Below are 22,028 nucleotides of genomic sequence, written 5' to 3'. Positions count from 1 at the left end.
AATATTACGTTACAATATTGATTATTTTTTGATCAATAATTGTTTATTTTGCGTTCTTTTTTTAACTATTTTAATTAAACACTAGACAGGGTATTGCCGACATGAATATTATCCATTTCGTTAAATGTAGTTGCATAAGTTAAATATCAGGCATGTTTACATGGTTTTTCAGCCATTTATGAACAACCAATAGATATGCTGTTAGGAGTTGATTCGATGCATTCTTCAATTTTGAAGTCTTTTATGGCCATTGCCACGATCGTCACGCTGACGCAATCGCAGGCAGATATGGTTCCGTCATCTTCATTCACCAATGAAAATGATAATTCGCGTCTTGCAACGCGAGTACTCAATAAAGAAGCTCAAAGCTTCAATTCAAATTTCACAAATTTGAACAGCCTTTCAATCACTGAGCGTTCTGGCGATAAAGTTCGCCGTGAAACCATTGCAGCGAAAATTGAACTTCCTGCAGAAGAGCCTTCAGTGATTGAAAAACTGAATACAGTGGCTTCTAATACTGTACGTAAATTCAGTCAGACAGGTACAGCGTCTTGGTATGGTCGTCAATTCCACGGCCGTAAAACCGCAAGCGGTGAAACCTTTGACATGAACGCAATGACAGCTGCTCATCGTAGCCTGCCATTGAACTGCTATATTCGCGTAACCAACCGTAATAATGGCAAGAGCGTCGTGGTTAAAGTAAATGACCGCGGTCCTTTCCATGGTAACCGTGTTGTTGATTTATCTTACGGTGCTGCGAAACAGTTGGGTATTACCAGTGCAGGTACTGCAAAAGTCAGTATTGAACGTGTCGCTGGTCCAAATTCTTAAGATTTGACCTGCAACACATTTAACAAAAGCCACAGCAATGTGGCTTTTTTATTGTGCTCATTTTCTAGAAGAATATAAACGCTCCTGCTCAGCCCTATCTTAAAGTTCTTTCAAGAAAATTTTGGTAGGCTCATCCTGCCTGATAAAATTCGCTCGCTTGCATGATTAACTTTTGACCATATCCGGATTCTGCTTTATATTTCCAGATAAGCAAAAACATGTTCATGGAATGGAGCGAAGAATGAAAACAATATCTGAATGGTTTGATGAATATAGCGACAGCCATCAAAATAAAACCAACAAGCTAATTCACTGGGTTTGCGTACCGACCATCTATTTTTCGATTATTGGCATTCTGGCGCATTTCAGCGCTTTGCTGACTACCCTGCTACTGGTTTTGGCTTTTATCTTCTATGCACGCCTAGATCTTGTTTTGGCAGTAGCGATGGCTACGTTGACTTTGGTCATGGCCTGGCTCATCTGGATTCTGCCAGTCGGTACCGGTTTCTTTATTGCCCTGTTTGCCTTGGCCTGGATTGGCCAATTTTATGGGCACAAAGTGGAAGGTAAAAAGCCTTCATTCTTCAAAGACCTCCAATTCCTCCTCATTGGCCCAATTTGGTGCATGGATGCCTATTTAGGTAAAATCCTACCGAACTGGAAATCACGCCATAACAGCGCAATTATGAGCATTTAAACGCTATATTCGATTTATCCAATCAGAAGAACCTTATTGATAGGTTCTTCCTTGATGTTTTAACCAGCCAGCGACATGTTTTCGTGCAGGGTCATGATGCGTCCAGTGAATCACCCCACCGTTGTCACTGTATTCATATTCTCCATAAAACTCGACCTGATCCTGTTTTTGAATATTCTGAATACGCGGTGCCAGATCGATATTATGTGCAACCAGTATAGTTTGGCCATTTGGTAACTCGAGGATGAACTTTTGATGACGCGATCCTTCATGATCATCTGGTAAAACAGCAACCACCTGCCCGCTTGAACGAACCTGTAGATCACTCTGGCGATGTTGAAACGCCCGTGCAATTCGATCCAGATCATCAGTCTTTTGAGACGGTACTAAGTTAGGCTCTGAATCAAGCGTTTCAGTTGTAGTATCAGATGCGGATGGAATAAGTGGTTGGGATTGTTGTAGATCCAGGCCCAGATAAGCAGCAATCAACAGTGCAATGACTGCACCGATGCTCAGATTGGTTTTATTTGGCATTTTTATAACTTTTTTATTAAATGATGAATACATGATCTGAGCTCTATCACCAAACCCAAATCCTATTCTTGAATTGCTGATGAAGAATAAATCAACATAAAAAAGCCCCATCAATCAGATAGGGCTTTTTCTAATTCCCAAGGAATTATTTTGCAGCAGCTTGAGCAGCAGCAACTTCTTCAGCGAAGCTCATTTCTGCTTTTTTCTCAATGCCTTCACCAACTTCGAAACGAACGAAGTTTGCAACTGTAGTACCAGTTGCTTTAAGAACGTCTGCAACTTTCTTGTCGTTGTCGATTACGTACATTTGACGCTCAAGCACAACTTCATTCAAGTATTTCTCAACAGAACCTACAACCATCTTCTCAACGATGTTTGCTGGCTTGCCAGATTCAAGTGCTTTCGCTTCAGCAATTTCTTTCTCTTTCGCGATAAGCTCAGCAGAAACGCCTTCAGCATTTACAGCAACTGGGTTGAACGCAGCAACGTGCATTGCCAAGCCTTTACCTGTAGCTTCATCACCAGTGTAAGAAACAACAACACCGATTTTAAGACCGTGTTTGTAAACTGCAAGGTTTTCGCCTTCAACAATTTTCGCACGACGTACTTGGATGTTTTCACCGATTTTTTGAACAAGAGCGATACGCGCTTCTTCAACAGTCGTACCATCTTCTAGTTTCAATTCAGCGATTTGAGCAGGATCAGTTACGTTTGCAGCAAGTGCAGCAGCAGCAACTTTCGCAGAGAAACCAGCAAAGTTTTCGTCTTTTGCAACGAAGTCAGTTTGACAGTTAACTTCTAGAAGAAGTGCTTTGTTGCCGTCTTGAGCAATTGTGATCGCGCCGTCAGCAGCAATGTTACCTGCTTTTTTAGCAGCTTTAGCTTGACCAGATTTACGTAGGTTGTCGATCGCCAGTTCAACGTCGCCGCCCGCTTCTGTCAAAGCTTTTTTACATTCCATCATTGCAAGACCAGTACGATCGCGCAATTCTTTAACCATGCTTGCTGTAACTGCAGTCATGTTTATCTCCTAAATTCGGTAGAAAATGAATTCTTTTTAGAACAGAAACGGCCCAGAGGAGTTCTCATGGGCCGCCTGCATACATAACGCTTACTTTGCCACCATCACATGTCGCAAAAATGACAAGCTAGCGTCAAACGCATTAAGCCTCAGAAGCTGGAGCTTCTTCTGCTTTAGCTTGTGCATTTGCTTGTGATTGAGCATATTCTTTACCAGCAAGAATCGCATCAGCCATAGCAGAAGCATAAAGTGTTACTGCACGGATCGCATCATCGTTACCCGGGATAACGTAGTCTACGTTGTCTGGGTTAGAGTTTGTATCAACGATACCGATTACAGGAATACCAAGGTTCTTAGCTTCTTTGATTGCAATCGCTTCGTGATCAACGTCGATTACGAATAATGCGTCAGGTAAACCACCCATGTTTTTAACGCCGCCTAAGCCACGCTCAAGTTTTTCCATCTCACGAGTACGCTCTAGAGCTTCACGTTTAGTCAGCTTAGCAAAAGTACCGTCTTGAGATTGAGTTTGAAGGTCTTTTAAACGGTTGATAGATTGGCGAAGTGTTTTCCAGTTCGTCAACATACCACCTAACCAGCGGTGATCTACATATGGTTGACCAGCGCGTTGAGCTTGTTCACGGATGATCGCAGAAGCTGCACGTTTAGTACCAACGAACAAAACTTTGTTCTTTTTGCTAGCCAAGTTGTTAGCAAAGTTCAAAGCATCATTTAACGCAGGAACAGTGTGCTCAAGGTTGATGATGTGAATTTTGTTACGCGCACCAAAGATGTAATCACGCATCTTTGGATTCCAGAAACGAGTTTGGTGACCAAAGTGCGCGCCAGCTTGAAGAAGGTCGCGCATGCTTACGTTGTAATCTGCCATTTTCTTTACCTTAAAGTTTGGGTTAGGCCTCCATATACCCGCATTCTCCACCCTAAAGGGCACCCAGAGTAATGTGTCGATATATGTGCGGATTTTTTTGCCTCATCGCACAAAGCCCGTGAAATTTATTCACGAAAAAGCATTTGATAAAATGGGCGGCTATTTATACCATAGTCACACACAAATTTCCAAAAGTTTTTAGAGATCATGAACAACACTTATCAAGCTCCACGTCGACTCATCAAAACCCCTGACGAAATTGAAAAAATGCGTGTGGCAGGGCGACTGGCGGCAGAAGTTTTGGATATGATCAAACCGCATATTGTTCCAGGTGTCACCACTCTGGAACTTGATACGATTTGTCATGACTATATTGTCAATCAACAACAGGCGATTCCTGCATGCTTAGGCTATGGCGCTGCACCGGGTCGACCTGCCTTCCAACATACCATTTGTACTTCTGTGAACCATGTGGTGTGTCACGGCATTCCATCAGACAGTAAAAAATTGAAAAAAGGCGACATCCTGAACATTGATGTGACCGTGATTAAAGATGGCTATCATGGTGACACCAACATGATGTACATCGTGGGTGGTGAAACCACTATTCTTGCCAACCGTCTATGTAAGGTAGCGCAAGAAGCCATGTACCGGGGTATTGAAACTGTAAAACCGGGTTCAACCATTGGCGATATTGGTCATGCCATTCAGCAGTATGTTGAATCCGAGCGTTTTGGCGTGGTACGTGAATATTGTGGTCACGGTATTGGTACAACTTTCCATGACGAACCGCAAGTGCTGCATTATGGTCAGCCAGATACCGGCATGGTACTTGAAGAAGGCATGACCTTTACCATTGAGCCAATGGTCAATGGTGGTGACTGGAAAACCAAATTACTCGGTGATAAATGGACAGTGGTCACCAAAGACCATTCATTGTCAGCACAATATGAACATACGATTCTGGTGACCAAAACCGGCGCGGAAATTTTAACAGCACGCCCGGACGAAGATTTGTCACGCTTTAGTGTGTAACCACAACATCAACAACACAAAATGGTCACTTTAAAGTGGCCATTTTTATTTTATATTTCATGCATTCGTATGCATGACCGAGATGTAAAAAGTCTCCCCTTGCCTGCTTCCAGCGCATCGAAATTCAAGATAAAGTTCGGCCAATACACCATTTTTTCCTTAAAGTTTTCCAAATTCTTTTGCCCTATCTGCACCATTTTAGGCTAAGATAATGTGCTTTTTATTTTTTAATCCCTATAAGAAGGAATACTGCCGTGGACGTACGTCTCTCTGATCGTGTGAATGCCATCAAACCGTCCCCTACGCTTGCTGTGACCAACAAAGCTGCTGAATTAAAAGCTGCAGGTCACAACGTGATTGGTTTGGGCGCAGGTGAACCAGATTTTGATACCCCTCAACACATCAAAGATGCAGCAATTGCAGCGATTAACAACGGTTTCACCAAATACACCGCTGTTGACGGTACGCCAGGTCTTAAAAAAGCCATTATTGCTAAATTCAAACGCGACAATAACCTAGACTATGCAGCAAACCAGATTCTGGTTTCTTGTGGTGGTAAGCAATCATTCTTTAACTTGGCCCTTGCTTTGTTAAACAAAGGTGATGAAGTCATCATCCCTGCACCATTCTGGGTAAGCTACCCGGATATGGTGATCATCGCTGAAGGTGTTCCTGTTATTGTGAAATGTGGTGAAGAACAACGTTTCAAAATCACCCCTGAACAATTAGAAGCTGCAATCACTGACAAAACACGTCTAGTAGTATTGAACAGCCCGTCTAACCCTACAGGTATGATCTACACTAAAGCTGAGCTTGAAGCGCTGGCTGACGTACTGCGTAAATACCCAGAAGTATTTATCGCATCTGATGATATGTACGAACCAATCCGTTGGGATGACGAGTTCTACAACATCGCAACAGTTGCACCAGACCTTTATGACCGCACGATTGTATTAAACGGTGTATCTAAAGCCTATGCAATGACTGGCTGGCGTATCGGCTACGCAGCGGGCCCTGCTAAACTTATTGGTGCAATGAAAAAGATCCAATCTCAGTCAACTTCAAACCCAACTTCAATTTCGCAAGTTGCTGCTGAAGCTGCCTTGAATGGTCCTCAAGATGTACTTGAGCCAATGATTGAAGCATTCAAACGTCGCCATGACCTAGTTGTGAAAGGCTTGAATGACATTCACGGTATTTCTTGCTTGCCTGCTGATGGTGCATTCTATGCATATGCCAACATCAAACCGTTGATTCGTGCCAAAGGTCTTAAGTCTTGCACAGAATTCTCTGCATGGTTACTGGAAGAAACTGGTGTTGCAGTGGTTCCTGGTGATGCATTCGGTCTTGGCGGTTTCATGCGTATCTCTTACGCAACGGCTGACGAAGTACTTGTTGATGCACTTGCACGTATCAAAAAAGCTGCTGATTCTATCGAAGGCGTTGATGCTGCGATTGCTTCAATCGAAGCTGAAAAAGCTGCAAAATAATCTAGCTTGCTAGATAAAAAAACCCGCGAATTTCGCGGGTTTTTTTATGTTCTTCAACATGTATTAAACAGTGAGCCGTATTCGCTTATAGCTCAAGTATTTCATGAGTAAACAAACAAAACATAGACTTGCTGCAATCTTGTACGCAATACTCAACATCCACCAAAAACCATGAATCCCCAATGCATTGCTTTGCCAATTGAACAGTGTCATTGGATGATACGCCACATACCAACTACCCCCTAAGCCCACGACCAACACCGTACTGATAAAAATAAACATTGGTCTGACAATTTCACGCCAGCAACGTAGCATTGCCAAACTAATCACCAGTAGCGCATCAAAGATATGCATCCAACACATTAACAAGATCAATGCCAAGGCTAATGCAATCACCTGCGCATCATTGCTAAATAACCCCACAATCCAACTATCTAAGCCCCAAATAGTCAACACGACAACGATAGCTATTAGCATCACAGCCATCAGTGCCCGCTTACTGAGTTGCCATGCAGCATCAATCTGCTCCGCACCGATTTTAGTCGACACTAAAATACCGAAGGCGGATGCCATCGACATCGGCAACATAAACATCAGGCCCAATAAACCAAGCATCACCTAATGTGCATTCACTACAATGTCACCCAAAGGCAAGATCAGCAAAGCAATCGCGCTGATGGCAAATACATCCACAAAAGTCACCACCGCATTGGGCAATCCAATTTTTAAAATTTTCCACAAAGTCTGCCAGTGAAAGAAAACACCAGACCACTGGATCTTTAACTTCCGCTCAAGGAAGAAAAAATAGTAAACAAACAACAGTACCCACTGCACAATCAAATGTGCCATGAATGCACCTTCAACCCCATAGCTTGTAACATAACCTTCAATGCCATAAATCAAGACATAAGCCAAAGTCACTTTGAGCAGTAAATAGATCATATTGGCGTAGAACACGCGCTTAGCCTGCCCACAGGCTTGGGTTAAAATATATAAAATGCGCAACAATAAATGCGCTGGAATCGTCCAAGCCAACAGCCACAGACATGACACAATCAATGCCTGTAAGGCCGCATCTGCCTTTAAAAAATGAAGTAAAGGAGTTGCATGATTAAACAGGTACATCGCAACAGCAGAAATCACCAGTACAATCAAAATACTTTGCTTCACAATACGCTGTATATCCACATAATCCTGACGTCCATTGGCTTCTGCCAGCTCTTGCATCATGCCCTGTAACACCCCAATACCCGTCACAAAGCACAAAGAATAAACAGACAAACAGACTGCCAATGCAGCCACATGCTGAGGTGAAAAATGTGATAGAAAAATCACGTCGAACAAACTACTGAGCATAATAATGGCATTACTGAGAAAAATAGGCACCCAAACATGCAGAAACTGTTTCATCACCCTATCACTCGATTTTTTAATTCTTTTATAAGATTCGTTTTTTTTGGCAGATTATTTAGATCTGAGATATTTCATTAGAAATGTATACCAGTATCGTGCCATAAATTATTCTATTTCTTATTTTTTATAAAAATGATTTTACTCAGGTGCAGGCAATGCACTTCTTACAAAATAATCCGCCATTCCTATACCAGATTGCTATTATCGATGTCACAATTTTGAATTAAACCTCAATAACTCAAGAATAATGAAAGGAAAAGTACAATGAACCCAAAAGAAATGAGCGGTTTAGCATTACTGGAAGCGATGCGTGATGAAAAAATCCCGGCCCCAAGTATTAGCGAAACCATGTCGATGCAACCAGCAGTGATTGAAAGCGGACATGTAGAATTTAAGGTCAAAGCTGATCATCGACATTTAAATCCGCTTGGCGGCGTCCATGGTGGTTTTGCTGCAACCGTTTTGGATACCGTGACAGGCTGCGCGATTCATACTTTACTTGAAGCAGGTGTCGGTTATGGCACCATTGATCTGAATGTAAAGATGTGCCGCCCTATACCTCAGAATGAGCCACTGAAAGCCGTAGGAAAATCAATTAATCTCAGTAAAAATTTAGGTATTTCTGAAGGTCAGATTCTGGATGAAGAAGGTCGCCTGTATGCTCATGCCACTGCGACCTGTATGATTATTCGGACTGAATGAAATTGCTAGCCTGCACAACTCATCAGGTAATTCATTTAAATAATACTGCTTTTCGCCTGCACCGCTTCAACAAATGACAAGCGTGGTCGAGTTAAGCCTTGAAACTCAAAATAATGCTTGGAAACATTGGCTAATTCCACATCTTGTGTTTGTGTTATTGAGGCTTGCCACGCTTTAGACTGATTGGTTCCCGTCAAAAGATTCCCAGAAATGGCATAGATATAAAGATCTTTGTCTTGCTCTTTCAGATAGTCTGCATTCAGGAAAACTTCAAAGTTAAATTGACGTTCAGTTTCTACCAACCATTTTTCTGCAAACCATAATTGCAGCAAATCACCTAAATAAAGTGATTTTTGCGCCAAGGGCCATAGCGTGATATAAGCGTCTTTAACCGGGATATAATACTGTGCAGGATCAGCAATAATTTGCAGATAGTTTTCTTGATAATAAGCCAGTTGAGAGAAAATTTGAGGGATGCTGAGCGTATTCATTCGCTGTCTCCGGTTTAGCCATTTTTGTGCTGGCAAGTAGGTTTAAATCCACACTGTTTGACCATTTGGTCAAACGACTTTATGGTTTTAATCTAGCAAGTGAAATTTATTCTGACAAGTATTTTTCGTGAAATTTATGCAATTGCCTAAATTAAAAACAGACAGGCTGTATTTATAATAAATATGATAATTTTTGCTTGACCCCTGTCAAAATCTCTCTATAATCGCTTTCAGATTCTCCAATAGCTCAGTCGGTAGAGCGACGGACTGTTAATCCGCAGGTCCCTGGTTCGAGCCCAGGTTGGAGAGCCAAATTCAAGAAAGCCCACTCATAATGAAGTGGGCTTTTTTATTACTTAAAATTTGACGGCTTGTTATTTTCAAATATTTAAAATAAATAATTATTTTCAATCCCTCATAAAACTCGATATATAAATACCCCTCTTTTAAAATTTCGAGATATAAAAAATCCCCCATAGATGGAGGATTTTTAAGCTGTCACCGAGATTAAGCCGCTTGAGCCGGAACACCGCTATGAAAACGGAAAGTTTCATCAGGCGTGAGAATTAGCTGTTTTTCAACTTCACGAATATGCAGGATTCGCTCCTGAATATCCTCTTTCGGATTTTTCAGTTTCGCTGTGGTAGCCACATCCATCGCCAAAGCCAGATAGTCTTCAAAATGGCGAGATTCAGACTTGAGCAGGTAGCGGTAGTAACGTGCCAATTCATCATCAACACGCGAAGCAAGCGCGTAAAAACGCTCACAGGAACGCGCTTCTACAAAGGCACCAATCACCAAGACATCAATCAAGGCTTCAGGTTCAAAAGTCCGGATTTCCTTACGCAAACCACCGGCATAACGCCCTGCACTCAAGTTTTGCCAAGCCTGACCGCGCTTGTTCATCAATTCAAGCACTTGCTCATAATGCAGCATTTCTTCACGTACCAGCTGTGCAAGCTTCACCTGTAGATCAACAAAATAGCTATAACGAAACATCAGGTTCATGGCCGTGCTGGCCGCTTTTTTTTCACAGTTGGCATGGTCCTGCATCAAGATTTCCAGATTTTCGACCGCCATATCCAGCCATGCTTGCGGTGTTTCACAACCGAGGAACGCAATCACCGGCTGCATCAGTTCATCATAATTAATATTCGACATAACTACTCTAATCTTAACGCGCTGACTTAATCACGGCTTTCATTTGCTGAACCGCTTGTGCCAGACCCACAAATACCGCATCTGCAATTAAAGAATGACCAATATTGAGTTCATGAATCTGTGGAATCGCGGCGATTGGCGTCACGTTATCCAAATTTAAGCCATGGCCCGCATTTACCACCAAACCTTTAGATGCAGCATATTCAGCACCTTTCACAATGCGTTCCAGTTCCGCTTGTTGCGCTTCTGGAGTTTCTGCATCGGCATAGGCGCCTGTGTGAATCTCAATCGTCGGTGCACCACAAGCAACTGCTGCATCAATTTGTGCAAAATCAGCATCAATAAATAAAGATACATCACAACCAATGGCTGCCAGCTCTTGAGTCGCTGCTTTTACAGCATCAAAATTACCCACGACATCTAAACCACCTTCAGTGGTCACTTCTTGGCGTTTTTCAGGCACAAAGCAAACATGCTGCGGCTTGATTTCCTTGGCAAAGGCGATCATTTCATCCGTTACCGCCAACTCAAGGTTCATACGGGTTTTTAGCGCAGGACGCATACGACGTACATCGTCATCCTGAATGTGACGACGGTCTTCACGCAAGTGCAAGGTAATGCCCTCTGCCCCCGCCTGTTCGCAGATCAATGCAGCATTGACTGGGTCTGGGTACGTCGTACCACGTGCTTGTCTTAATGTTGCGACATGGTCAATATTGACACCAAGTAATGCAGCCATAATCTTTTCCTAACTACGATTGAGATTGAGAGTTTTGAATCCAGAGTTGTCGACTTTTAAGCGGTCGATCACCAAGCAAGGCCGTGATCACCTGTCGATACAGTTTCGTCAGTAATTGTAACTGTTCCGGATTAAAATCCCCACCATTTTCATGCGTCAACATGCTTAAAATCTGTTGACCGGATAGGGTGGAGCGTAAGGCTTTGGCTGATGGCATAAAACCGGCATTGAGCTGAAAATAATAGTGTTGTAACGGATCAATCTGCGCCTGATTGGCATCTACCGAAAAATCCAGACCATAACCGAGCTCTTCCAGCAAAACATGCTCAAACTGGCGCAAGATCTGTTTTAAATATAAATTCGGGTTGGATTGTGCGGATAATTGCTGCAATGCGGTTAAGGTCTCTGCATATTTAGCAAAGGTTTGCGGCATTTCCACTTCAAGTGGGCATAAGCGCAGCAAAATTTCATTCAGATAAAAACCTGAAAAAAAGGCATCGCCAAAAAAGAAAATCGGCTGATTAACAATTTCCAGTTTAGTAAAATTTTTGAGTTCGGATTTACCTGAAGCCTGCAAGTGAATGGGCTGATACTGTGGTGGTGGCATTTGCCTGAGAATACCATCTACCCTGCCATATTCTTGGGTAAATAAATGCACAATATGACTGCGTTCACGGTACTTACGATGATGAATCAAATAGCCATGCAGTACTTCATTACGCATAAGCGGGTACTTTAATCCTTATCTTTTTTTGATTTTTTATCATCTTCTTCGTCATCCCCATCCGGGATCACTGCACCCACAACAGCCGCAGTACCTTTGACTGCGACTTTTGTGGTTTTATAAGCCACCTTGACAGGAACCGTGACCACTTTATGAATACAGCCTTGCAGGAATAAAACACATACAACTACTGCTAACACTTTTATCATCACAGCATTCCTTAAAGGGTCTTACAAATTTTTATCGCTTAGATATCACTATAACCTAAGCTTTTTAATGCACGCTCATCATCAGACCAGCCACCTTTGACTTTCACCCAAAGGGTCAGCATGATTTTTTGCTCGAACATTTTTTCCATGTCGAGACGCGCATCCATACCGATTTTTTTCAGTTTGACACCTTTTTCGCCAATCACAATGGCTTTTTGGCTCGGACGATCAACAAAAATCGTGGCATCAATATACGTACAGGCGGCTTTCATACGACCGGTTTTTTCATTCAAGACCGGCTCTTCAGTTTTAAAGGATTCGATCTGAACGGTCAAATCATATGGAAGTTCTTCACCCAGCTGACGCATGATCTTTTCACGGATAATTTCAGATGCCAGGAAACGCTCTGAACGATCGGTCAGTTGATCCAGTGAATACAGGGGTGGCTGGAATGGAAGATACTTGGCAATCGTGTCACGTAGATGTTCAAGATTGGCACCACGAAGTGCAGATACCGGTACGATTTCCGCAAAGTTCATCAGCTTTTCGCGTTCACGAATCAGCGGCAGAGCTTCATTCTTGTTTTCAAAAGTATCCAGCTTGTTGATCACTAGAATCACTGGCATTTCAGCATTTTTTAGCTTTTCCAGAACCAGATCATCGTTTGGCGTCCACTTTTGTGCATCCACCACGAATAAAACCAGGTTCACATCACGCAAAGCCGAATGTGCCGCACGGTTCATCATTTTATTGATGGCACGGACTTCTTTTTTATGCATCCCCGGTGTATCGACAAATACAGCCTGAGATTTTTCACGTGAATCAATCCCCACGATTTTATGACGTGTGGTTTGCGGTTTACGTGAAGTAATTGAAAGCTTCTGACCCAGAATATGGTTCATTAAGGTAGATTTACCCACATTCGGGCGACCGACAATGGCCACAAAACCACTACGATAATCTGATGGGATTTCGGTGCCTTGTGCACTAAAAAATTGACTAATAAGGTCGTGACTGTCGCTTTGCGACTCGTGATCAGCATCAATGTGATCGGAATGAGTAGTCATTAAGACTTATGCTCCAAAAGTTTCAAAATATCCGCAGCAACGGCTTGTTCAGCAAAACGTCGGCTCGCGCCTTCGCCTTGCATGGTCGGTAATCCCGCAATCTGGCATTCCACTTTAAAATGCTGATTGGGTGCATCACCTTGAATATCTACAACCTCGTAAACTGGGAGAGGTTTCTTACGTGCTTGTAAATACTCTTGTAAGCGAGATTTAGGATCTTTAAGCTGATCTGTCGGCTCAATATGATCTAAATATGGCTCGTACCATTTTAACACAATCGGTTCTAGCACGGTGAGATCACCGCAGTCGACATAAATTGCACCAATAATGGCTTCTACCGTATCTGCCAGTATAGACTCACGATGATGACCACCAGATTTCAATTCACCAGTACTGAGAATTAAATTCTGGCTCAGTTTTAAATCATTGGCGATTTTTCCTAATGCTTCCTGACGAACCAGGGTTGCACGCATACGCGTCAACCGGCCTTCATTTTCGCTTGGATAGGCATTAAAAAGATAATTCGCAATGATCATCCCTAAAAGAGAATCGCCCAGAAATTCCAGGCGCTCGTAGTTGTGTTTATGACTGACTGAACGATGAGTCAATGCCAGTTTCAGCAAATCAGCCTGTTTGAACTGATAGCCGATCCGTTTGGCAAGACGTTCATCATTTAGCTTTGACTGTGCTTTGATCAAACTCTTTCTCAAACTTCATCACTAAATCAATATTCATTATGAAATTTTTACGAATTTCATAATTCTTGTGCACCTGTAAACCATCGGTATTGGTGACTTTGGCAATTTCGTCAAACTTTAGATCACGAATATTATTCATTTCTAAACGCTGACTCATCTGTTGACGGAATGTTTCTGGCGTTATATTGGCTGGAGCGCTTTTTAACAGCGCCTCAATCTCACCATCTACCATACGATCATCGAAGTATGGCCCCCACACTGCAATCGCCACTTTTGCAAGAAATGCAAAGCCCACGATTGCAAATAAAACCCCAATATAAGAAGCACCTTGTTGATGTCTCATTTTTATTTTCCTTATTGAAACAATTAATCGATTGTTCCGTTTCGACCAAACGATGGCAATTTAAAGCCAGGTTCTTTATGCATCCAGATATAGAAGGCACGACCTGTTAAGTTTTCTTCCGGAACAAGCCCCCAAAAACGACTGTCAGCACTCTGATCGCGATTATCCCCCATCGCAAAGTAATGACCTTCTGGCACTTTTACTTCCCAATATAAACCATTTTCACCTGAATATTTACCATTTTCCAGATAGTTAATAAAAGGTGCCTGACGAGCGACATTCACACCTTCCAGCTCACGCATGGTAAAGGTATGCTCACCCAAGGTTTCTTTATGATAAATGGCATTTGGAGTATCTAAACGGTCTTTTTCGCGGCTAAATTCTACTGGAACTTTCGCCACTTTTTCACCATTAATGCTCAACTGGCCATGATCATAAACAATATGATCGCCTGGCAAGCCGACAATACGCTTGATATAACTGATGGTCGGTTGCGGTGGATAACGGAATACCGCTACATCACCACGTTCCGGGCTGCCGGTATCAATAATTTTGGTATTGACCATAGGCAGTTTGATGCCATAGTCAAATTTATTCACCAGAATAAAATCACCGGTTTCCAGCGTCGGCACCATCGAATCGGATGGAATATTAAAAGGTTCATATAAAAACGAACGCAGTACCAGCACAATGGTCAGTACCGGCCAAAAGTCATAAGCCCAGGTGATAATGAAATTCTCATGGCCCTTACCTCGGGTTTGTCTTTGTTTCAAAACAAACTTGTCTAGTAACCACACTGCGACAAAAAACAGGGTCGCAGGCACAAGAATCAAATTAAAATCAAAATCCATGGGCTTATATCCTTATTATTTTAGCGTTCGACTTTTAATACGGCTAAGAACGCTTCTTGCGGGATTTCTACACTACCCACCTGTTTCATGCGTTTCTTACCTTCTTTCTGTTTAGACAGAAGTTTTTTCTTACGTGAGACGTCACCACCATAACACTTCGCCAATACGTTTTTACGCATCGCTTTTACGGTCGAACGTGCAATGATTTGCGCACCAATTGCCGCCTGAATCGCGACATCAAACATTTGACGTGGAATCAGGTCTTTCATTTTTTCAACCAGTGCAATACCACGATGACGTGCATCATTACGGTGACAAATCATCGCCAAGGCATCGACTTTTTCCCCATTGATCAAGACATCAACTTTTACCAAAGATGAGCTTTCAAAACGGACAAAGTTATAGTCGAGTGATGCAAAACCACGTGAACAAGACTTCAATTTATCAAAGAAATCCATCACCACTTCGGCCATTGGAATTTCGAAAGTAATGGAAACCTGATTCGCCATAAACTTCATGTCTTTTTGCACACCACGGCGCTCAACACACAATGTCATGACATTACCTAGGTATTCTTGCGGCACAAGAATATGACATTCAGCAATCGGTTCACGCAGATCTTCAACGGTTGAACCATCCGGCATTTTGGATGGACTGTCGATATAAATCGTCTGACCATTCTTCATCACCGCTTCATAAATTACAGTTGGCGCAGAAGAAATCAGGTCAAGATCGTATTCGCGTTCCAGACGTTCTTGTACGATCTCCATGTGCAGCATGCCCAAGAAGCCACAGCGGAAACCAAACCCGAGTGCATCTGAACTTTCAGGTTCAAAGAACAAGGCCGAGTCATTAATTTGTAGCTTATGCAATGCTTCACGGAAAGGTTCAAAATCGCTGGCATCAATCGGGAATAGACCAGCATAAACCTGTGGTTTCACCTTTTTAAAGCCCGGCAATGTTGCCACTTCAGGTGTGGTTGCCAAGGTAATCGTATCACCGACTGGCGCACCGAAAATATCTTTGATACCGGCAATGACAAAACCAACTTCACCCGCTTCCAGCATACCGGTTTCAGTATGTTTCGGGTTAAAGATACCTACAGAAGTAATAATATGCGTTTGACCAGTTGATTTGATCAACATCTTGTCGCCTTTACGCACTCGACCCTGCTTGACCCGAACTAGAGAAACGACACCTAGGTAGTTATCAAACCATGAATCTACAATCAGGGCTTGCAATGGTGCTTCACGATCACCTTCCGGTGCAGGAATCACATTGACCAGTGTTTCAAGCACACCTTCAATACCCAAACCTGTTTTTGCAGAACAGGTCGGCGCTTCTGTGGCTTCAATCCCGATGATGTCTTCAATTTCCTGAATAACCCGTTCAGGTTCGGCTTGCGGCAAGTCAATCTTGTTCAGTACCGGAAGTACTTCCAAACCTTGTTCAATTGCGGTATAGCAGTTAGCAACCGACTGTGCTTCTACGCCCTGCGCAGCATCTACCACCAGCAAGGCACCTTCACAGGCAGCGAGCGAGCGTGATACTTCATACGAGAAGTCAACGTGTCCCGGTGTATCAATAAAGTTCAACTGATACTCTTGACCGTTGGGATGAGTATAGTACAAGGTTACCGAAGTGGCTTTAATGGTAATCCCACGTTCGCGCTCAAGCTCCATTGAGTCAAGGACTTGAGCCTGCATTTCACGATCTTGCAAGCCGCCACAAGTTTGAATAAAGCGATCCGCTAGGGTCGATTTACCGTGGTCAATGTGCGCAATAATCGAGAAGTTACGAATGTTTTTAATATCAACAGATTTTTTAGCTTGCGCCATGGGTTACCTTGAGAAAAAACGCGCTATGTAATTTAAAAATATTACATAACAAAAGCCGAATAGAAATTGCGAAGGATTATAGCAGAATGGTGATCTAGAAAAAGAATTATATTTTTTCCTTTATTCCCTAGGTCGCGTACACTTCAGTCAGATGAAGTCTGGATCACCATGATTAGAAAATAGCTCCCCAACTCCACTTCTTCCCCAATATTATCCAGATGTACTGATCAAACTGGAAAATGTTGCCTCATTAATCCAGCTGTAAAGTTGAAAAATCAAAAGGATTTACATATTCTGAAAGTGGCTGATAAGCTTGAGTAAAAGTTGGTGACATGCGTTTTGGACGCCCCGTGGCCATTTCAATACAGGCCCATTGGGTACTTCCAGTAAACAACAGAGTCTGATCCTGTGGTCGATAAAATGCATATTGTCTAAAGGAATACAGGGCATTGATATCATTCAGCCAGGTGCGCAGAATAATCTCGTCCCCCTCAAAAGCCGCCTTGCGATATTGCACCTGATGCTCAACCGCGACCATGGCATGTTTCAGTTCCACATATTGCTTGAGCCCCAGGCCCAGTTTTTCAATATGAGCTGATGCGACGTCCTGCATCCATTGCACATAGACCACATTATTCACATGGCCCAATCCATCAATATGTTTGGCTTTTACCGTTAATGCAAGATCAAAAATACCGCTCACTGTGCTGTTATCCTTTCCATGATTTTAAGGCTATAGAGTCTACCGAATTTATCGCCCGGATAAATTGCAAAAAATAAAAAACCGCTTCTACAAGCGGTCTTTCACGAAAATCCAGCAATCTTATGAGATACGCATCCCGACCACCGCAAGCTGCCCCTGACGAATCAAGGTCACGCGCGCGATGCTACCCTTTTTCAGTTCAGACACCTCCTGCACAAACTGATTTGAATTCAGTACTGTCTGGTTATTAATTTGCGTGATTACATCATTCGGCATGATTCGTGCCTGTGCTGCAATACCACCCGGACGTACATCCTGAATCACCACACCGCCTTTGATTTCCAAACTCGCTAACTCTGCTGGACTTAAGTCACGAATTGAAACCCCGATCACTGGTCCTTTGCTGGGTTTAGCCTGTATGCTTGCTTTTGCCGGAGTATCGTCTGGTGCCGCACTTAAAGTCGCTGCAATACTACGGCGTTTATCATCACGCAAGATTTCAAGTTGTACCTGCTGCTGAGGTGCAGTACGGTTCAGATAGTTCAACAACTCGCTGGTACGTGAGATTGGGGTACCGTTGTACTTTAAGATCACATCACTGGCACGCAGACCTGCACGTGCAGCCGGTGAATTTGGTGCAACCTGAGTCACCAAGGAACCTTCAGGCTTAGGCAGATTATAAGATTCGGCCAGGTTACGGTCGATATCCTGTAAACTTACACCCAGATAAGAACGCGTCACTTTACCATTTTTCTTCAGCTGATCTGCAACTTCCATCGCGACATCAATCGGAATGGAAAAAGACAAGCCCATATACCCACCGGTTCCACTAAAGATCCGTGAGTTGACACCGACCACTTCACCACGCTGGTTAAATAGAGGACCCCCTGAATTACCCGGGTTCAATGCTACATCTGTCTGGATGAAAGGTACTGCAGTTTCACCCATCATATTACGCATTTTGGCACTAACGATTCCGGCAGAAGCGGAATAATCAAAACCAAATGGCGAACCAATTGCGAGTACAGGCTCACCAACACGTAAGCGTCCTACATCACCCGTCCGTAATTCTGGAAAATTCGAGCCATTAACTTTAAGCAAAGCTACGTCAGTTCGTGCATCACTCCCTACAACAGTGGCATCAATTTCCCGACGGTCATTCAGGGTAATGGTGACTTTGGAAGCATCTTCAACCACATGATGATTGGTCAGCAGATAACCATCCTTGCTGATAAAGAATGCACTGCCATAGCCCGTCTTTTCCTGTGGCATACGCTGCTGCGGAATAATCACCTGATTGCCGAAAAAGCGGCGCAGAATTTCCGGCACTTGTTGTTGTAAGAGCTCTTCTTCGCTCATTTTTTTAACGACATTGACACTGACCACTGCAGGACTGACCTGCTCGACCAGATTTGAAAAATCAACCGGCGTGACCGCCTGCAACTGTGCAGCACTCATGGTGAGGGTCGCTGCAAATAATCCTTTTTTTAAGTCTAGAATTTTCATATAAATTATTCACTCAAATTGTTGATAAATTTATGTAAATAGGTTTTATCACAAACACTGTAAAGTTTAAGTAATAATATGTTTCAATACTTTATTCTGGGCAATATCTCACTATTAAAGCATTAAGTTAAGGCTTTGATTAATTTTTTTCATCAATAAATGAGCACTTCAACGCTTGCCTTTTGTACAAAAAAGCGCTGTTATTACCAAACTTTTTTTAAAATTAGCTGATGGACATGTCTAATTTATCCCTTACCCATCAATTTGACGTCATTATTGTGGGCAGTGGCGGTGCCGGTTTAAGTTTAGCCTTATCGCTCCCGGATCATTTTAATATTGCAGTCTTGGCGAAATCTACCCTGACAGATGCCAGCACCTTTTATGCTCAAGGCGGCGTGGCCGCAGTCCTGGATGAAATGGATTCGATTGAACAGCATATTGATGACACTATGATTGCAGGTGCGCAACTGTGTGAAATGGATGCGGTTAAACAGACGGTAGAAGGTGGTAAGCCCTCGGTTGATTTCCTGCTGAAACACGGCGTTCAATTTACTCTCGACGAACAGGAACAGTTACATCTTACCCGTGAAGGTGGTCATTCACAGCGCCGAATTATTCATGCGGCCGATGCCACGGGTCGTGCCATTTCCACTACTCTGGTACAACGTGCCCAAGAAAAACAGAATATTAGAATCTTTGAAAACTATATTGCGATTGACCTGATCTGTTCACAAAAGCTCGGTTTAGACGGCGATAATCGCGCGCTGGGTTTATATGTACTGGATGAAAAAACTGAAAAAGTGCATACTTTCTTGGCACCATTTACCGCGCTAGCCTGTGGCGGTGCCATGAAAGCCTATCTTTACACCTCAAATCCGGATATTGCTACGGGTGATGGTATTGCCATGGCCTATCGTGCCGGCTGCCGGGTGGCCAATATGGAATTTAACCAGTTTCACCCGACCTGTCTTTATCATCCGCAAGCACGTTCTTTCCTGATTACTGAAGCAATGCGCGGCGAAGGTGCTTATCTGCGCCTGCCTGATGGTGAACGCTTTATGCTGCGTTTTGATGAACGAGCCGAACTCGCACCGCGTGATATTGTGGCACGTGCCATCGACTATGAAATCAAGCGGCTCGGTATTCGTCATGTCTGGCTGGACATTACCCATAAAGATGAAAGCTTTGTTAAAGAACATTTCCCTACCCTGTATGCCCGTTTGCTCGAGCTGAGTATTGATATTACCAAGGACATGATTCCAGTCGTTCCGGCAGCCCATTATACTTGCGGTGGCGTCATGGTGGATGAAAACAGTCAGACTGATATTGCAGGACTCTATGCGATTGGGGAAACCTCTTACACTGGCCTCCATGGTGCTAACCGAATGGCGAGTAACTCACTTTTAGAATGTTTTGTCTATGGAATGAGTGCGGCCAAGCACATTCAGGAAAATTTCAAGGCCGATCAGCCAGCTCCTGCAGTTCCAGCTTGGGATGATTCTCAGGTGACCAACCCGGATGAGGATGTCGTGATTCTGCAAAACTGGGATGAGCTACGTCAGACCATGTGGAACTATGTTGGCATTGTCCGCACGACCAAACGCCTGGAACGTGCGCTACATCGTATTGAAATGCTGAAAAAAGAAATTACCGAGTACTATCAGGATTACCAGGTCAGCAAAAATCTGATCGAGCTGCGCAATCTGGTGCTGGTGTCCGAGATGATCGTGCGCTGCGCCATGCACCGTAAAGAATCTCGCGGTTTGCATTTCACCCTGGATTATCCCGAGCTGCTACCAGAATTACGCAAAACAGTCCTCGTCCCACCAAATTTTGAAGTGGAAACGCCTTTGGTGAATTGTTAAAAGTAGATGGAGATAACATCCTTGGATGATATCTCCTTTTCTTTTTAGATTTTTATCTGCTCAAAGGTAGCTTAGGCTATTTACAGTCAATCTTTTATATTTCAGATAATTAACGTTGTGGTGGAATTGAATATGTTCCGGTCACATGCGCCACAGGTTCTTCATGATCAATCGAATAAATCCAGACTTCTCCCACAATCAATGCTTTGCCCACCTTGATGAGCTTACACTCTCCCCGTATATCTGTTCCACCTGAAGGTTTACGTAAAAAATTGATATTCAAGTTAGTGGTCACAGCCAAACCAACCAATCCAATTTCACCCAGAATCGCGACATAAAGAGCAAAATCCGCCAAGGTCATCATGGTTGGACCAGAAACTGTGCCGCCTGGGCGCAATTCTTCTGATCTCACCTGATAAAGCAGAGTGGCTCCACGCGGAGAAACGGCTTCAATCCGGCACTTCTCCAGACTTTGCGGAAATTCTTTTTGTAAAAATTGTTCTATCTCAGTTTTGGTCGTTTTCATATGATTAAAAAATCTTCTATATCAGTCTTAATATAGAAGATTCTTCACAGATAAACCTAGAGAAAAATTAAATAAAAAGTATTTTAATTCCAAGCTTATTTTAAATAACTTAAGGCCTGCTCAAATACCTGCTCAGGCGTTTGAGTTGCATCCAGACGTTTGATGCGTTCTGGATAACGTTGCCACAAGCTTTCATAGCCTGCTCTCACTTTCTCAAAGAAAGTGACTTTCTCCTGTTCAAAGCGATCCAGTGCACCGCGTTCACGTGCTCGGTTCATCCCCAGTTCAATAGGCGCTTCCAACCAGAAAGTAATGTCCGGCATACGTGCGACAAAGTGGTCATTGAGTAATTGCAACTTGGTTTCGCTCAGACCCCGACCTGCACATTGATAGGCAAAGCTGGCATCGCTAAAACGGTCACACAGGACAATTTTCCCGGCTGCTAATGCGGGCAGAATCACTTGTGCCAGATGCTGGGCACGCGCCGCATACATCAATAACAGCTCGGTATCATGCGCCATGGCTTCTTCATGGTTCACAGCCAGCAACAGTGAGCGAATCTGCTCAGCCATTGGGGTTCCACCCGGTTCACGAGTCAAAATAACATCTTTACCCTGTGCGATGAAATCTTCATAGATCGAACGAATGAGCGTGGTTTTACCTACACCTTCTGTGCCTTCAAAGCTAATAAACAT

The 22,028-nt window shown here is 43.2% G+C and carries 25 protein-coding genes and 1 tRNA gene; 7 read left to right on the top strand and 19 right to left on the bottom strand.

Annotated features, from left to right (window positions below; all coding sequences use genetic code 11):
• The first annotated feature begins 216 nt into the window (after positions 1-216).
• Together ACNPNW_RS13940 and ACNPNW_RS13935 are read left to right on the top strand one after the other, a co-directional pair.
• On the top strand, positions 217-831 hold the full coding sequence (locus ACNPNW_RS13940) for a septal ring lytic transglycosylase RlpA family protein (protein ID WP_004279046.1): 615 nt from the start codon (positions 217-219) through the stop codon (positions 829-831).
• Between the two features lie 241 nt (positions 832-1,072).
• Positions 1,073-1,528 (top strand): Mpo1 family 2-hydroxy fatty acid dioxygenase, encoded by a 456-nt coding sequence (locus tag ACNPNW_RS13935; RefSeq protein ID WP_004731650.1) that lies wholly within the window; start codon positions 1,073-1,075, stop codon positions 1,526-1,528.
• A gap of 33 nt (positions 1,529-1,561) precedes the next feature.
• On the opposite strand, the gene ACNPNW_RS13930 is transcribed toward ACNPNW_RS13935, so the two are convergent.
• The 3 genes from ACNPNW_RS13930 to rpsB form a co-directional block, all read right to left on the bottom strand.
• Positions 1,562-2,062 (bottom strand): DUF3465 domain-containing protein, encoded by a 501-nt coding sequence (locus ACNPNW_RS13930; RefSeq protein WP_253147574.1) that lies wholly within the window; start codon positions 2,060-2,062, stop codon positions 1,562-1,564.
• A gap of 145 nt (positions 2,063-2,207) precedes the next feature.
• A complete protein-coding gene (gene tsf / locus ACNPNW_RS13925) occupies positions 2,208-3,083 on the bottom strand; it encodes a translation elongation factor Ts (RefSeq protein WP_004645608.1) in 876 nt (291 codons plus the stop codon).
• 142 nt (positions 3,084-3,225) lie between these two features.
• Positions 3,226-3,972, bottom strand: coding sequence for a 30S ribosomal protein S2 (gene rpsB / locus ACNPNW_RS13920; protein WP_004279050.1), 747 nt, complete (start codon positions 3,970-3,972; stop codon positions 3,226-3,228).
• A gap of 207 nt (positions 3,973-4,179) precedes the next feature.
• Between rpsB and map the strand changes: the two genes are divergently transcribed.
• Positions 4,180-5,007, top strand: a complete 828-nt coding sequence (gene map / locus ACNPNW_RS13915) for a type I methionyl aminopeptidase (RefSeq protein ID WP_148334583.1) — start codon at positions 4,180-4,182, stop codon at positions 5,005-5,007.
• A 254-nt stretch (positions 5,008-5,261) separates the two neighbouring features.
• Positions 5,262-6,497, top strand: coding sequence for a pyridoxal phosphate-dependent aminotransferase (locus tag ACNPNW_RS13910; RefSeq protein WP_005103791.1), 1,236 nt, complete (start codon positions 5,262-5,264; stop codon positions 6,495-6,497).
• A gap of 63 nt (positions 6,498-6,560) precedes the next feature.
• On the opposite strand, the gene ACNPNW_RS13905 is transcribed toward ACNPNW_RS13910, so the two are convergent.
• Both ACNPNW_RS13905 and ACNPNW_RS13900 read right to left on the bottom strand, forming a co-directional pair.
• Complete coding sequence (locus ACNPNW_RS13905; RefSeq protein ID WP_448767074.1) at positions 6,561-7,112, bottom strand: MATE family efflux transporter; 552 nt, start codon at positions 7,110-7,112, stop codon at positions 6,561-6,563.
• A 3-nt stretch (positions 7,113-7,115) separates the two neighbouring features.
• Positions 7,116-7,907: an MATE family efflux transporter gene (locus ACNPNW_RS13900; protein WP_448767073.1), complete on the bottom strand. Its 792-nt coding sequence runs from the start codon at positions 7,905-7,907 to the stop codon at positions 7,116-7,118.
• 267 nt (positions 7,908-8,174) lie between these two features.
• On the opposite strand from ACNPNW_RS13900, the gene ACNPNW_RS13895 reads away from it, so the two are divergent.
• Positions 8,175-8,612, top strand: a complete 438-nt coding sequence (locus tag ACNPNW_RS13895) for a PaaI family thioesterase (RefSeq protein WP_224215553.1) — start codon at positions 8,175-8,177, stop codon at positions 8,610-8,612.
• 35 nt (positions 8,613-8,647) lie between these two features.
• Here the strand turns inward: ACNPNW_RS13895 and ACNPNW_RS13890 are convergent, their stop codons facing one another.
• On the bottom strand, positions 8,648-9,103 hold the full coding sequence (locus ACNPNW_RS13890; RefSeq protein ID WP_448767072.1) for a hypothetical protein: 456 nt from the start codon (positions 9,101-9,103) through the stop codon (positions 8,648-8,650).
• A gap of 236 nt (positions 9,104-9,339) precedes the next feature.
• On the opposite strand from ACNPNW_RS13890, the gene ACNPNW_RS13885 reads away from it, so the two are divergent.
• Positions 9,340-9,415: transfer RNA gene (locus ACNPNW_RS13885), tRNA-Asn, on the top strand.
• A 195-nt stretch (positions 9,416-9,610) separates the two neighbouring features.
• Here ACNPNW_RS13885 and ACNPNW_RS13880 read toward each other — a convergent pair.
• The 11 genes from ACNPNW_RS13880 to ACNPNW_RS13830 form a co-directional block, all read right to left on the bottom strand.
• Positions 9,611-10,264, bottom strand: a complete 654-nt coding sequence (locus ACNPNW_RS13880) for a MiaE family protein (RefSeq protein ID WP_005247503.1) — start codon at positions 10,262-10,264, stop codon at positions 9,611-9,613.
• Positions 10,265-10,277: 13 nt separating this feature from the next.
• The gene (gene pdxJ / locus ACNPNW_RS13875) at positions 10,278-11,003 is read right to left on the bottom strand and encodes a pyridoxine 5'-phosphate synthase (RefSeq protein WP_164542953.1); all 726 of its coding nucleotides are present in this window, start codon (positions 11,001-11,003) and stop codon (positions 10,278-10,280) included.
• A gap of 13 nt (positions 11,004-11,016) precedes the next feature.
• Positions 11,017-11,727: a DNA repair protein RecO gene (recO, locus tag ACNPNW_RS13870; RefSeq protein WP_448767071.1), complete on the bottom strand. Its 711-nt coding sequence runs from the start codon at positions 11,725-11,727 to the stop codon at positions 11,017-11,019.
• Between the two features lie 11 nt (positions 11,728-11,738).
• On the bottom strand, positions 11,739-11,936 hold the full coding sequence (locus ACNPNW_RS13865) for an NF038104 family lipoprotein (protein WP_005263469.1): 198 nt from the start codon (positions 11,934-11,936) through the stop codon (positions 11,739-11,741).
• A gap of 38 nt (positions 11,937-11,974) precedes the next feature.
• Positions 11,975-13,003, bottom strand: coding sequence for a GTPase Era (era, locus tag ACNPNW_RS13860; RefSeq protein ID WP_004279061.1), 1,029 nt, complete (start codon positions 13,001-13,003; stop codon positions 11,975-11,977).
• Positions 13,003-13,701, bottom strand: coding sequence for a ribonuclease III (gene rnc / locus ACNPNW_RS13855; protein WP_004279062.1), 699 nt, complete (start codon positions 13,699-13,701; stop codon positions 13,003-13,005). The genes era and rnc overlap by 1 nt, the downstream gene beginning before the upstream one ends.
• The gene (locus tag ACNPNW_RS13850) at positions 13,673-14,044 is read right to left on the bottom strand and encodes a DUF4845 domain-containing protein (protein ID WP_005103798.1); all 372 of its coding nucleotides are present in this window, start codon (positions 14,042-14,044) and stop codon (positions 13,673-13,675) included. The genes rnc and ACNPNW_RS13850 overlap by 29 nt, the downstream gene beginning before the upstream one ends.
• 23 nt (positions 14,045-14,067) lie before the next feature.
• Positions 14,068-14,895 carry a signal peptidase I gene (lepB, locus tag ACNPNW_RS13845; protein WP_129717231.1) on the bottom strand — a complete coding sequence of 276 codons (828 nt, stop codon included), beginning with the start codon at positions 14,893-14,895 and terminating at the stop codon, positions 14,068-14,070.
• 20 nt (positions 14,896-14,915) lie between these two features.
• Positions 14,916-16,733, bottom strand: coding sequence for a translation elongation factor 4 (lepA, locus tag ACNPNW_RS13840; RefSeq protein WP_004279065.1), 1,818 nt, complete (start codon positions 16,731-16,733; stop codon positions 14,916-14,918).
• Positions 16,734-16,983: 250 nt separating this feature from the next.
• The gene (locus ACNPNW_RS13835) at positions 16,984-17,436 is read right to left on the bottom strand and encodes an acyl-CoA thioesterase (RefSeq protein ID WP_448767070.1); all 453 of its coding nucleotides are present in this window, start codon (positions 17,434-17,436) and stop codon (positions 16,984-16,986) included.
• Between the two features lie 120 nt (positions 17,437-17,556).
• The gene (locus ACNPNW_RS13830; protein WP_448767069.1) at positions 17,557-18,942 is read right to left on the bottom strand and encodes a Do family serine endopeptidase; all 1,386 of its coding nucleotides are present in this window, start codon (positions 18,940-18,942) and stop codon (positions 17,557-17,559) included.
• A gap of 230 nt (positions 18,943-19,172) precedes the next feature.
• Here ACNPNW_RS13830 and nadB point away from each other — a divergent pair, with 230 nt between their 5' ends.
• The gene (gene nadB, locus ACNPNW_RS13825; RefSeq protein WP_448767068.1) at positions 19,173-20,807 is read left to right on the top strand and encodes an L-aspartate oxidase; all 1,635 of its coding nucleotides are present in this window, start codon (positions 19,173-19,175) and stop codon (positions 20,805-20,807) included.
• A 109-nt stretch (positions 20,808-20,916) separates the two neighbouring features.
• Here nadB and ACNPNW_RS13820 read toward each other — a convergent pair whose 3' ends face one another.
• Together ACNPNW_RS13820 and tmk are read right to left on the bottom strand one after the other, a co-directional pair.
• On the bottom strand, positions 20,917-21,333 hold the full coding sequence (locus ACNPNW_RS13820; RefSeq protein ID WP_005265768.1) for a PaaI family thioesterase: 417 nt from the start codon (positions 21,331-21,333) through the stop codon (positions 20,917-20,919).
• Positions 21,334-21,428: 95 nt separating this feature from the next.
• On the bottom strand, positions 21,429-22,028 hold the full coding sequence (gene tmk / locus ACNPNW_RS13815) for a dTMP kinase (protein WP_448767067.1): 600 nt from the start codon (positions 22,026-22,028) through the stop codon (positions 21,429-21,431).

The sequence above is a fragment of the Acinetobacter endophylla genome, from assembly GCF_053543775.1.
The sequence above is the reverse complement of the archived record's forward strand: the minus strand, read 5'-3'. Positions and strand labels throughout refer to the sequence as shown.